Origin of the sequence: Enterococcus sp. DIV0840 (assembly GCF_050527835.1) — a bacterium.
Taxonomy (GTDB): domain Bacteria; phylum Bacillota; class Bacilli; order Lactobacillales; family Enterococcaceae; genus Enterococcus_L; species Enterococcus_L ureasiticus.
Map to the genome: position 1 here is coordinate 2,290,855 of NZ_CP172876.1, position 13,120 is coordinate 2,303,974.

The 13,120-nt window shown below is 34.5% G+C and carries 12 protein-coding genes; all 12 read right to left on the minus strand.

The features are described 5' to 3' along the window. Positions 1 to 182: 182 nt before the first annotated feature. Positions 183 to 1,481 (minus strand): asparagine--tRNA ligase, encoded by a 1,299-nt coding sequence (gene asnS / locus IGL98_RS10900; protein WP_069646821.1) that lies wholly within the window; start codon positions 1,479 to 1,481, stop codon positions 183 to 185. A gap of 49 nt (positions 1,482 to 1,530) precedes the next feature. Beyond that, entirely contained in the window at positions 1,531 to 2,721 is a 1,191-nt protein-coding gene (locus IGL98_RS10905; protein ID WP_206842165.1) for a pyridoxal phosphate-dependent aminotransferase, read from the minus strand. Between the two features lie 118 nt (positions 2,722 to 2,839). After that, positions 2,840 to 3,346 carry a DUF5590 domain-containing protein gene (locus tag IGL98_RS10910; protein WP_206842167.1) on the minus strand — a complete coding sequence of 169 codons (507 nt, stop codon included), beginning with the start codon at positions 3,344 to 3,346 and terminating at the stop codon, positions 2,840 to 2,842. A 76-nt stretch (positions 3,347 to 3,422) separates the two neighbouring features. Continuing rightward, on the minus strand, positions 3,423 to 6,191 hold the full coding sequence (locus IGL98_RS10915; protein WP_206842169.1) for a helicase C-terminal domain-containing protein: 2,769 nt from the start codon (positions 6,189 to 6,191) through the stop codon (positions 3,423 to 3,425). A gap of 482 nt (positions 6,192 to 6,673) precedes the next feature. Then, positions 6,674 to 6,826 carry a hypothetical protein gene (locus tag IGL98_RS10920; RefSeq protein WP_206842171.1) on the minus strand — a complete coding sequence of 51 codons (153 nt, stop codon included), beginning with the start codon at positions 6,824 to 6,826 and terminating at the stop codon, positions 6,674 to 6,676. Between the two features lie 432 nt (positions 6,827 to 7,258). Then, entirely contained in the window at positions 7,259 to 8,680 is a 1,422-nt protein-coding gene (locus IGL98_RS10925) for a DUF5776 domain-containing protein (protein ID WP_430604690.1), read from the minus strand. Positions 8,681 to 8,868: 188 nt separating this feature from the next. Beyond that, positions 8,869 to 9,156 (minus strand): DUF3850 domain-containing protein, encoded by a 288-nt coding sequence (locus tag IGL98_RS10930; RefSeq protein ID WP_206843450.1) that lies wholly within the window; start codon positions 9,154 to 9,156, stop codon positions 8,869 to 8,871. A 170-nt stretch (positions 9,157 to 9,326) separates the two neighbouring features. Further along, positions 9,327 to 9,455, minus strand: coding sequence for a hypothetical protein (locus IGL98_RS10935; protein ID WP_277989041.1), 129 nt, complete (start codon positions 9,453 to 9,455; stop codon positions 9,327 to 9,329). A gap of 414 nt (positions 9,456 to 9,869) precedes the next feature. Beyond that, positions 9,870 to 10,151, minus strand: coding sequence for a VOC family protein (locus IGL98_RS10940; RefSeq protein ID WP_242590056.1), 282 nt, complete (start codon positions 10,149 to 10,151; stop codon positions 9,870 to 9,872). Then, positions 10,130 to 10,282: a VOC family protein gene (locus tag IGL98_RS10945; protein ID WP_242590055.1), complete on the minus strand. Its 153-nt coding sequence runs from the start codon at positions 10,280 to 10,282 to the stop codon at positions 10,130 to 10,132. Before IGL98_RS10945 ends, IGL98_RS10940 begins: the two co-directional genes overlap by 22 nt. A gap of 107 nt (positions 10,283 to 10,389) precedes the next feature. Continuing rightward, positions 10,390 to 11,115, minus strand: coding sequence for a YcjF family protein (locus IGL98_RS10950; protein WP_206911494.1), 726 nt, complete (start codon positions 11,113 to 11,115; stop codon positions 10,390 to 10,392). Between the two features lie 196 nt (positions 11,116 to 11,311). Beyond that, a complete protein-coding gene (locus IGL98_RS10955; protein WP_206911493.1) occupies positions 11,312 to 12,838 on the minus strand; it encodes a hypothetical protein in 1,527 nt (508 codons plus the stop codon). Positions 12,839 to 13,120: the final 282 nt, after the last annotated feature.

Consider the following 13,120-nt stretch of genomic DNA (forward strand, 5'->3'; position numbering starts at 1 on the left):
GAGTCATTCCTTTATTCTACTTTCTGTCAATTTTACCATAAAAAAGCGGAATTCTAAACAATTTGCCTTATATTTTCTTTTTTCTTGCTGCAATTTTAACTGGGCGTTTGTATTTCTATAAAAATTAGTCGCCAAAACAAATCACGATGCTTCTTTCAACGACTAACTTCACTTTTATATTTCTATGGGTAAATACGGTTTAATAAACGTGGGAATGGGCTTGCTTCACGAACATGCTCGATTCCTGCTAACCAAGTAACTGTACGTTCTAAACCTAGACCAAAGCCTGAATGCGGAACAGAACCGTAACGACGCAAATCTAAATACCAAGAATATTCTTTTTCATCTAGATTGTGGTTACGAATTTGCTCTAATAAGTAATCATGGTCGATTGCTCTTTCAGAACCACCAATGATTTCCCCATACCCTTCTGGTGCGATCATATCTGCACAAATCACGACATCATCACGAGTAGGATGTGGTTTCATATAAAATGCTTTGATTGCTTTTGGATAGTTTAAAATGAAGACTGGACGGTCAAATGAGTTGGCAATAAATGTTTCATGCGGTGAGCCAAAATCATCGCCCCACTCAATATCGTCAAACCCATTTTTCTTCAATAACTCAACTGCTTCATCATATGAAATACGTGGAAATGGTAATTGAGTATATTTTTTCAAGACTTCTCTATCACGTTCTAAAACGTCTAAAGCATGATCACAATTGTCTAATACACTTTGAACTAGAAACGCTACGTATTGCTCTTGTACTTCTAAACTTTCTTCTTGGTGCATAAACGCCATTTCTGGTTCGATCATCCAAAATTCGATCAAGTGACGACGCGTTTTTGATTTTTCTGCTCTAAAAGTTGGGCCAAATGAGAAAACTTTACCGAAAGCTAAAGCGGCTGCTTCCATGTATAACTGTCCACTTTGAGATAGATACGCTTTTTGATCAAAATAGTTTGTTTCAAATAAATCAGTCGTACCTTCTGCTGTGCTGGCAGTTAGAATCGGCGGATCGATTTTCACAAAGTTGTTGTTATTGAAAAATTCATATGTCGCACGGATAATTTCGTTACGGATTTGCATGATAGCATGCTGACGTGACGAACGTAGCCATAAGTGACGGTGGTCCATCAAAAAGTCTGTTCCGTGTTCTTTTGGCGTGATTGGATAATCATGACTTTCACCGATGACTTCGATCCCTGTTACACCAATTTCATAACCAAATTTTGAACGGCTATCTTCTCTGATTTCACCAGTGATCCATACAGAGGTTTCTTGTGTTAGGCTTTTTGCTAACTGAAAGACTTCTTCTGGAACTTCACTTTTCACCACAATTCCTTGAAAATATGCTGTTCCATCACGTAATTGTAGAAAGGCAATTTTTCCACTTGAACGTTTATTGGCAATCCAAGCACCTATTTTTACTGTTTCCCCTACATGATTTTTTGAATCAATAATTTGAATTTGTTCCACGATCGTCTCTCCATTCATTTAGTCTTTTACCTATCCCGAATTAAGTATTTTATTTAATTGATTTTTTCTCAATAAACGCTTTGATCCGTTTGACTGCTTCTTTTAATGTATCCAAATCTGTGGCATAGCTGATCCGAACATTTTCTGGTGCGCCAAATCCTGCACCTGTAACAAGAGCTACTTGCGCTTCAGATAGTAGATCGTCTACCCATTTGGTGACATCTGTGTAGCCGCACATCGTTAATGTTTCTTTGATATTTGGAAACAGATAAAATGCACCGTGTGGTTTTTCCAGTTTAAATCCAGGTAATGCTGCAAACAGCGGGTAAATCTCATTTAAACGTGCTTCAAATGCTTGTCTCATGATTTCGACGGTGTCTTGTTCACCGATCAATGCTTCGATCGCTGCATATTGGCTGACAGCCGTGGGATTACTGGTCGATTGTGATGCGATATCATTCATTGCTGAGATAATCGTTTCATCCCCTACCGCATACCCAATGCGCCAGCCTGTCATCGCATAGCTTTTAGAAACACCATTGATAATGATCGTTTGTTTTCTGATTGCTTCAGACAAAGTAGCTATGGGTGTAAACGTGGCTCCATTATAAACCAGTCTGCCGTAGATATCATCCGATACGATCAAAATATCATTTTGTATAGCCCACTCACCGATTTCACGTAATTCTGCTTCGGAATAAATCATTCCCGTTGGATTAGAAGGTGAATTTAAAATCAATAATTTCGTTTTATCTGTTCTGGCTTCTTCTAGTTGTTCCACGGTTACTTTAAATTCTTTTTCCTGAGCACATGAGATAAAGACTGGTACGCCCTCAGCTAATTTAACTTGTTCTCCATAACTTACCCAATACGGCACTGGGATAATCACTTCATCATTGGGATTCAATACCGCTTGAAAAAGGAGATACAAGGCAAATTTTGCACCATCTGTTACAATCACATTTTTTGCCTGATAACTCAGACGGTAATATGTTTCAATATGTTTTACAACCGCTTCTCGCAATTCTTTGATACCGGCAGAAGGCGTATAATAACTTGCTTTTCCACTTTCGATAGCTTGAATTGCTGCCAGTTGAATATTTTTAGGTGTAGTAAAATCTGGTTCACCCACAGTTAAACTTAGAACATCTTTGCCTTCCGCTTTTAATGCATTGGCTTTGGCAGAAGCCGCTAGCGTAACAGAGGGTTCTAATTTTTGTGCACGTCTTGATATGTCCATATTATCGCTCCATTCATTTTTTAGTGGCTAGTACGAAAGTGTTCAGTGCTAACAAACAAGCTACTTTCCTATCCCCATTTATCTTAGCTTTATCAAATATCCTCATAAAACTGTCTCGTCAGACATTTTTGATGATCATGATCTCTTCCGCTTTTTCAAATGATAACAGATAATAACTCAATGACCCATCATCATTTTTTGTAACGACTTCCCAAGTAGGTTTATCGTTATATAAGCCCAAGCTGATTTTTTGGATATTCTTTTCTTTATAGTCTGTTTCAATAATCTGGCGGATATGACCTTCTTCCACACCATCTTTTTGATTTAAAACAGTTACTTTGTCTCCCTTTTTCGGGATGATAACAGCCAATTCTTCGCCTTTATCATTTTTACCCGTCACACTAAAGTAGGTATCTTTTCGGGTAAACCAATAAAAGTTATCGACTGTTTCCAAATGTGCATATTCCTTTGCAATCTCTGTCGCTTCTTTTTTCGCTTGTGTTCTTGGATGTGTTGAGCGAATATAGAAAATAGTGATCATAACAATAATCACTAATAACACCGCAATTACGCTTACTAGGATCTTGGTTTTTCTTGCTTCATTGTGATCTTCTTGTTCTTGCAATCTTCTCGCCCTTTCCAAACTTACTGGCTACCATTATAGCAGAAAATCAGTTTGATTTAATAGATAGTAGTTAAATTTATTTATTTAAAAATTCCTTTAGCTCTGACGTTATTTTTGCTAAAGGTTCTTCTTTCACTGATAACTCTTTCGGTAAGGCTTTTAACATACGCTTCCCATACTTTGCTGTCACTAATCGTCTATCCAAAACGAGTAAAGCTCCTTTGTCACCATCAGAACGAATCAAACGACCTAATGCTTGTCGCAAACGTAAAGCTGCTTTAGGCAAAGCCTCATGCGTAAAGGGATTAATTCCTTTTTCTTCAAGATAATCATACCGTGCTTTGACAAAAGGTCGTTTGGGATTTTCAAATGGTAAGCGTGTCACGATCAACAGTGACAATGTCTCTCCAGGTAAATCAACGCCTTCCCAAAAACTATCCGCACCAAGTAAAACACTATTTTTTGAATGAGCAAAACGTTTAAGAATTTTTTCCCGGCTACCACTGATTCCCTGAGCTAAAAGCTCTCTTCCCCCATTTAAAAATTGAGGATGTAACCGATAATAAACACTGGATAAAATCTCATGTGACGTAAATAAGACCAGCATTGAACGATCCTGTTCCTGTGTCAATTCTTGGATTACAGACGCGATATAAGCTGAGAATTCTGCTGCGTTCGCTTGACTGATCGCTATGGCTTCTATTGGAATATACAAGCGAGCATTTTGCGCATAATCATAGGGGTCAGGTAACGTTTTAAACAAAACATCCGTCAAGCCTAATTTAGTAGGCAAATACTTCTTATCATTCCCAAATTTCAGTGTGCCACCTGTATATAAAATTCGTTGATAGCGGTCATACCAAGTCGTTTCCGGCAAAATACTCGCCTCTAAATCGTTGATTGCAAGTAATCCGTATCCTTGAGGTGTGGTACTGTATTCTTTGATCCAGCGTGGATGCCATTTATTGACATAAATATCAAAACATTCATATAAAAATTCGATCCGCTCAAAGAATTGCAGTAAGCTAACGAATATAATCCGCTCAGATGCTGTATACTTTTCCAACGCATCAACAATCGACTGCTGCAATCTATTTTGAATTTCTTGCATTTCAGTTAAGAGAATCTCAATCTTTTGAATCGAAGTCTCTCCATTCACTGATAAGTGATCGAATATTGGCTTAGTCAACAATGTCGCTTCCAAATTCGGCTGCTTATCGTTTTTAAACAACTGATTTATTTCGTAAAATAAATCACTAAACTCTTCCACTAAGTCATTCAGGGCTTTAGAATAAATTCGCAATAATCGCTGTTCTTGTGTTTCTGATTTAAAAATTTGATTCACTTGATCAAACAGCTGATCTTCTTCTAGATAAAGAGTTGCTTGTTTTTTAAAGGAAACATAGTTAAATTGACGATTCGCAATCTTCCCAGCAATATCTGGCAGATGATGCGCTTCATCGATAATCAGATAGGAACTTTTAGGCAGAAGTGGAACTTCTCTAAGCGTCTCCTGTGCTAAAAATGCATGATTAACGATCAATACATTACTTTGTCTGACTTTTTTATAAAGAAAACGAACAAAATCTTCTTGATATAACGAATCTTGATCCGATAAAAAATCAACTCCACGATGGGCAACATCGCGCCAAAAAATATGGTTAAAGTTCGTTAATTGAAGTTCATCAAGATCCCCTGTCTCTGTTTCCACCAGCCAAACCAAAACACCCATTTGATATAATGCGTATTGTTTTTGCTGTATCGGATTTTTCAACGTAGCTTGAAACCGTTGCAAATCAATATAGTGACGATGACTCTTAATGATCACAGCTTGAATTGGTTTTGGACAAATCTGATTTGCTAACGGAATATCTTTCTCCGTTAATTGATTTTGCAACACGATTGAAACGGTACTAATAATAACTGGGTTATCTGGTGTTGCTAAATAGCTTAATGGGAATAAATAACCTAGCGTTTTTCCTGTTCCTGTCGCTGCTTCAATAAATAAATTTTTATTCTCATCATTCGTAAAATGGTCATAAACTAAATTCATCATCCGGCTTTGTTCTGAACGATAGCCGATCGTACCTGAGAAAACTTTTTCTTTCGCTTTTTTCTTTTGCGGGAAACTCGGTTTTCCGTACAACTTTTCTTCATATAACGGAACTTCTTTTCTCCTCAGAGCAATTCCAGACACAACATGCTGTTCTTTAGATAGCGGTTGAATATCCTGTTTCATTTCTTCATATATATGATGGATATAAGAACTTGTATCCATTCCTGTTTGCTGACTCAAACGATCGATCGCTTCCATCGTAATCAATGGCAAGCGACGCATTTTCGCTTCGATCAATAATAAAAGTTCAGCAGTTACCTGTGCATCGCTATCTGCTTGGTGAGGATTATCATGAATCAGACCTAAACTTTCAGATAAGTCGCCTAAACGAAAACTTTTTTCTGTCGGTAAAAATATCTGAGCTAGCTCAACTGTATCAATTCCGGGAATCTTTAATTTAGGTGTACCGCAACGAAGCAATTCCTGTGTTAGAAAGGAATAATCGAAATAGATATTATGCGCAACAAATACGGTATCCGCTAATAAATTATAAATCGTTAAGGCCACATCTTCAAAATAAGGCGCTTTTTGTACACGAGAATTACTAATACCAGTAAGCTGCTGAATCTGCTTAGAGATGGCCTGATTAGGATTGATGTCAGTCGCGAAACGGGAAATGATTTTTCCTTCTTGGATCAGTACACAGCCGAATTGAATAATCCGGTCAACCAATGGATCGGTCCCAGTTGTTTCTAAATCAACTACTGCATATGTCTGATTATTTTTCATAGACTTCCCCGCCTTTCCTCTATCCCTGAAAATTATACTACAAAATGAACTTTTTTTTTAGTGTTAGTTTGAAAGGATTTTTTGGGAGGGGGATTTAGATGTTTTTTGGCTTGTTTTTGTTTCGAATTTGATTTTTTTATGCTCAAAAAAGGAATCATTCTTGGTTGGTTAGTAAAATGATTCCTTTGGTTTCTTAATATTTATCTTTTTTGAGACTGCTCGCGATAGTTCGTAAATAACTATTTAAGAAAATAATTCTTTAACTTATTCAACAAGTTTATTGGCAAGGTCTTATTATTCTGATAGTCTTCATATTTTTCCTCCCGCTCTTTAAGTGATGGGTAATAAATAAAAATAACGACTAGAATCTTTTTCAACTTGCTATCTATTAAGCAATGATTCATCTTATATTCATGAAATTTATTTCCCTATATTTCCACACAATCCTATTTTTCCCATCAAACCTTAGAACCCAAACAACATTATTTCCTTGAATATGAGGAAAATAATTTTTTTGCTATTAACTCTTTAAAGAGTTTTAAAAATGTAGTATTATTGCTTATTTCATATGTGCTTTTGTGACTCATAACATCATCATCCATACATACACTCTGTCTATCAATTACAATTTCCATGTTGACTCCTTCTATTATTCAAGTTTTTGTATTTCAATATTTTCTAATTTATTCTTCACACTAATCCCTAAACGAGACTATTTTTCATATGATAATAACAGTACCCTAATTGATTTATGAGAATTGATATTATTGATTCAATATTATACAGAACTATACAGTTGTAACAATTCTTCATATTTTCTCAAAACATCTGACAGTATCTGTCATCGTAGCAAATTCCACCTTTAGCTACTTACTAATTTGATATAAAATGTATCATTCTTTCCTTCACCTAAAACTAAAGTTTTTGGCATAAACAAAAAACACCATGAAATTTCCATGATGTCTTTTTACTTTTTATTCTAGAATATTCAGAATTCTTCCTACTTTAATTAGTTATAATACAATTATAAACACTCTCATTTGTATCTTTATAATGCTTTTTAAGGTTTAGTTAAATAAATTAACATAGTTTTTATTTGCTGATACGTATCCTTGATCTGTCACTAAACGTGGCCATCCATCCTTACTGAAAATAATACCTTGAACAGTCAATATTGTCCCTTTTTTTATTTGTACTGATTGAGTGTTAACTGCGAAAATATCTTTATCATTATAACTCCAAATGTCCTGTTTTACTTCTACTTTGCCAATATTCGTTATATATTGATCAATATTATCAATCGTTGGCTTCACGTAATTTTTATTCGCTGATACATATCCTTGATCTGTCACTAAGCGTGGCCATCCATCTTTACTAAATACAATAGATTTTACTTCAATCATTGTGTCTTTGGGAATCTGAACTACTTGAGTTTCAGCTGAAAATGTATCTTTATTATTATATATCCAAATATTTTCTTTCGTTACTAGTTTTTGTGCTGTTGTTATATAGTCATCAATATTACTAAGCACTGGTTTTACATAATTTTTATTTGCTGATACATATCCTTGATCTGTCACTAAGCGTGGCCATCCATCTTTACTAAATACAATAGATTTTACTTCAATCATTGTGTCTTTAGGAATCTGAACTACTTGAGTTTCAGCTGAAAATGTATCTTTATTATTATATATCCAAATATTGTCTTTCGTTACTAGTCTTTGTGCTGTTGTTATATAATCATTAATATTATCTGGTAATTTAACAAAATAATTTTTATTTGCTGACAAATAACCTTCTCTGGTTACTAGTCTAGGGTACCCCGTTGAACTATATTCAATTCTTACAACATCAATCATTTCATCTTTCTTAATTTCTCTAGATTGTGTTGCAGTTGAAAAGGTATCTTTATTATTATATACCCAAGAATTTACCTTAGCAGCTACTTTTTGAGGATTAACAGTGTAATAGTTAGTCAAGTCAATTGGTGGTAAGGTTGGACTCATATCTTTAAAATGTATATATCCATCTACAGCGTTTTTATTAATCCAACGTGAGTTATAATTACCATTATAATCATAGTTATATTCTTCAATAAGAACTCTATTCCCATCTACAGCGGCTACCCAAGCAACGTGATATTTGGCACTCCAATAAGCTACAGAACCACGCTTTGGATTCATATCAACTTTATACCCTTGTATTTTTGCATTATTTCCCCATTGATTAGCGTTCCAATCCAATCCATCTCTTCTTATATCAAATTTATTAACTACACTTAATCGATTCGCTACAAACGAAGTACAATATCTCGTAGCCATTTTCCAATTATCATTAGTTGCACCCAAAGGAAGATTTTTCCATTTTGCAGGATAATCATCTCCAATGATGGTATCAGCAGCGTTGACAGCCTTTGGCTGCCCAACGCTGCCTATGCATAAGAGCATCATAACTAAAATCCCCAATAATATTTTTTTCTTTTTCTTCATTTAATAACTTCATTTCTAATAATTAGTAAAAATAACGTTATATTTTCTAACGTTATTTTTACTATATCATTTATCCGTATACAAAGGAAGAAAAAATGAGTAGCGTTATGTTAAACATCTAAATACCAATTTTTTGGAAATAATATGATTAGAAGAATCGGATTCAACGCGCTTATGTAAGATTCTGATTATTTAAACGTATAATTTACAACAAATCCAAAAACTACATAATCTTCTTTTTGTTCAAAGTCAGTAATGTAAATAATTTCTACAGTTAATTTTTTTCCTATGTAAGTCCCATTTTCAAATTCTCTGAAATTTACAATATCATCAACTTTGAAATTCCTAGCATTTCTCCTGATTTCAAAATTTTTCAAGCCTTGAATAACAGCTTTAAAATATACTGGTCCAATCTTTAAATCGTGAGCTGCTCTATTCTCTAAAAATGAGCTGTAAAGATTATCAGTAACTACCACCTACACAAGCATTATTCAATGTACAGCCACAATCATCACACTTTCTTGTATCTTCATCAAATATGGATGCCCTTATGTTTACCGCTCCTTTGTTTTACTATCCTAAAAAATGTAGTTTAAGCTCTATCTAGAAACAACCCTCATATTGCTTCAGTTATCTACCTTATTTTTTAATTTTTCCATAGCGTTTTCAGCACTTTTTTTGAAAAGAAATCTTTCACATCTCTTACATCATCAATAAAATCACCAAGTACTTCTCCTTGTACAGTGTATTTTTTACCAGAATAGTAGTACCACATTTTTATTCCATCACCAAAATTTTGTAATATCTTGATAACAAAATTTTCTTTACATTACACTTTATTATTCCCCTTTCCAAAAACCGTCTTTTTAAATGTTGATCATTTCCCATTTACATTTGTTACTGTCGTTCTTCTTTCTACCCTTACAATACCTAAGTTCTTTTCTAAGTATAACGTTATTTCTTCAGCATGTTCAAATGTAATTGTTTTGCTTTTTCTTAGCCTGTTCAATTCTTTCTTTTACTTCTTCATTTCACCCCCTCCCGAAAACCGTCTTTTCATGTGTTTATCATCTAGTAAAAAATAGAAGATTATTGCTACAATTTTAACTATCGAGAATAAAATATATATTGAAAAAGATACTTTCTTTTCTTAATAACCACCGTTTCGAAACAAAGCTTAATCAGAAATTTATACTCTTTCACTCATCAGATGTTGCTCATCAAACTGAACCAAATCCCATAAATTACCATACAAGTCTTTAAAAACTGCCACAACACCATAATCAGCTTCTTTAGGCTCCCTCACAAATTCAATTCCATTTGCGATCATGTTATTGTAATCTCTATAAAATTCATCCGTACCTAAAAATACTCGTCCACCTGCTTGATTTCCAATAAAATCACACTGAACCGGTTTCGAAGCTTTTGCTAGTAAAATCGTTGTCCCTTTTAAATTTGGCGGTGATACCACAAACCATCTTTTTTTTGATCCGGTTGATAAGTATCTTCTAACAATGTAAAACTCAGTTTTTGAGTGTAAAATGCAATTGCTTCATCGTAATCATCAACTACTAATGCTATGTGGACTATAGATTGTTTCATAAAAAAGCTCCTTTTTAATTTTAAAGTTTCTGACACACTATTTGAATTCAGTCATTTTTCTAACTATCGGCTCTATGGTTAGTATCATTCCTAATTTTCCGCAAGCTCTATTTTGATTTTTTACTAGATTTTTGTGCTGTATTAAAAAGCTTTTGAAATTGCCCTTGAAACGTCATTGTTTGCTCGAAAATATCTTCTCCATCATTTAACATTTTGACGGTCACCCATCCAAGTGTTTCTGTGATCGTGCTCGCAACAGTCGCATTTATCGCAGCGCCAGCAACGGTCCCGACACCGGGAATAAATTTTATTATATTGCCCACTGCACTTTTGCCTAGTCCAACGATCACAATTTCTTTTCCTATGCTTTTTCCCATACTTTCAGACCATGACTGCCCAAATATTTTATGCAAACGAGCCATCATCGTTAACTGAATCGGAACAAGTAGAAGTGCATCCGAAAAAGGAATTGGTGAACAACCGACGATTGCAGCTGTTAAGGACGCTGCATGAACGGTTTTATGACATTTTTTACGTGTATCCTCATCTACACCTTCTAAAAATTCATCGAAAATACTATCAAATTGTGTTTTACTTTTGGCTAGAATTTTTTCTGCGCGCTCTTTTGATTTTCCATAGCTATTAAGGATAATGGATGATGTTTTACCAGGAAATTTTTTTATTACTTCAGAGAAAAACGATTCAAAATCTTTTTCATCTGCTTCATTATCTATAATTACAACTTCTTTTTCTTTTAGTTGGTTACTTTTTTTAGTTTTTCTCAAGCGTGATTTTTTTTCGTCTGCAGTTTTTTTCTTAAATATTTTCTTCATGTTCAATACCTCCACTATGTATATATTTCAAATAATACTAGTAACGCTTTGCTAATTCTAATCATACATTAGAAATCTTATTTAACCAATCGACAACACTTTAGTCTCGAAAAAACTAAAAAATAGGCTACGACAAAACTTGTACAGTTCTGCCTTAGCCTATTAGATTTCAATTCACTTTTTTATATCCTGCCAACTATTTTTCAATCGGCATCAAACTTAGATTTTGCATATATTGATCCATTAAAATATAGCCTTCCAAGCGACGCAATAAATCAACTGAACAGCGGACTTTTTTACCAAACAATGAACGACTGTAAGCAATTTCCCGCATTTCTTGTAGAAAACCATCTAGAGAAGAAACTAACCCACCACAGCTTAAGCGACCACAAATCAAGACATCTTCTTTTCGTTGTCTTAGTACTTGGCCCCATGAATAATTTAAATATTCTGCTTGACTGATTTGAGCAAGTAACTCTGATCGTAAGATGCTTTTTTTCTGCGTTTGATTTTTCTTTGTCCCTAAGCGCATACGTTTATTCATAAAACACAAGTAGATTTCATCTTCTAGGTTTTCCATCTCGCTCTTAGAGAAATTTGGAATTTTTGCCGGTGCCTCGATGCGTTTACAAGCTTTCAATTGCTTGGAAAAACGTGGCCAGTTACTTGGTGTAGCCTTTTGCGTTTTTCCTTTTTTAAATACTAGCAACGTCAGATCTAACGGCTCATGAACTACAATTTTCTGCTTTGTTTCTTTTTTCGGTTCAGGATCAACGATTGCTTTTGCTTTGTCTGTCTCCATTTGTTTACGTTTCAATTTGATTGAAGTACGTTCTTTTTGTGGTTCTTCAATATTTTCTATTTTTGAGATTGGCGAAATTGAAGGCTCTTCTTCTGCTTGGAAATCTTCTTGAATTGGTTTTTCCGCCAATTCGTTCTCCAACTTTTTTTCTGTTTCTGCTCCTAATTCTTTCGTTGGTTCTGCTGATTGCACAACGGGTTCTGGTGTTACTGATTCTTCAGCTACAGCTTCATCAACAAGCTCAACTTCTACATCGACACTTTCATCTGTATCAGAATTTTCTACTGTTGCTTTTTCTGCTTCGATCACTAAAGGCTGTGCTCTTTTGAGATGGATGGTCTGAATGCTTCTAGAAATGATTGGATCACTTTTAGGTGTATGCAATTCGATTTTTCCGTGATTGATCGTTTCAGTTAAGTCACTGATCATTTTGCGTAAGCGGAAAATCTCATTTGACGTTTCGAGCATTTGCTTCATCATTCCCTGCATTTCTCCAGAATCCAATGTAGCTTCTCCTCGATAAACAAGCGAACGCTCCTCTTTTTCAAGCGTAATTTCTTCAAACCATTGCTTCAAGTTCATGCGGAGTTCTCTTCTAGTTGGCTCAAAACTTCCCATCAATAATGTGTAATACATCATTTCAGTTTCAACATACATATAAATCTTTTTAACGACTAATTCTTCAAACTCTTCCGTTGTATCCCAGCTATCACAGATTACATCAAAAAAAGCTTCACCTTCAGCTAAATTTTGATAATCTTTTGCTAGATTCAACTTTCGAACTAAATAAAATGAATAAGGTGTCTCTACATTATCGGCGTAAATCTCACGGCCAAGATAATCGGGATCAACTTCTTTACAAAGATAGGTTGATCTTTCTACTTTTTCTGATTGACGTTGTCGCTTACTAATCGTTCTCACTTCCTCAATTTTTTTCCTGTATAAATCGTATCATTTTTTTAGAAAAAAGAACAGACTTCCCTTCTATTATACCGATAAAAAGGAAGAAATGTTCTCATTTTTTTACAAATATATGAAATTAAAAGAAAAATACGAAGTTGAATTATCATTTATACGCATAAAACGAAGTGTAGGTTTGCCGATAATTTATATTTTCTTCAAAGTACTAGCAAGAAAAAAAGAGGAATAAAGACAGTGTCAAAACAAGTCATAATGAAGAATTTTTAACTGTAATACGTTTAC

Bases quoted from the DNA above. Each gene is read 5' to 3' on its own strand.
- IGL98_RS10925 (WP_430604690.1), bottom strand. From the start codon at position 8,680: ATGAAGAAAAAGAAAAAAATATTATTGGGGATTTTAGTTATGATGCTC.
- IGL98_RS10935 (WP_277989041.1), bottom strand. From the start codon at position 9,455: ATGTGGTACTACTATTCTGGTAAAAAATACACTGTACAAGGAGAAGTA.
- IGL98_RS10920 (WP_206842171.1), bottom strand. From the start codon at position 6,826: ATGGAAATTGTAATTGATAGACAGAGTGTATGTATGGATGATGATGTT.
- IGL98_RS10905 (WP_206842165.1), bottom strand. From the start codon at position 2,721: ATGGACATATCAAGACGTGCACAAAAATTAGAACCCTCTGTTACGCTA.
- IGL98_RS10945 (WP_242590055.1), bottom strand. From the start codon at position 10,282: ATGAAACAATCTATAGTCCACATAGCATTAGTAGTTGATGATTACGAT.
- IGL98_RS10950 (WP_206911494.1), bottom strand. From the start codon at position 11,115: ATGAAGAAAATATTTAAGAAAAAAACTGCAGACGAAAAAAAATCACGC.
- IGL98_RS10915 (WP_206842169.1), bottom strand. From the start codon at position 6,191: ATGAAAAATAATCAGACATATGCAGTAGTTGATTTAGAAACAACTGGG.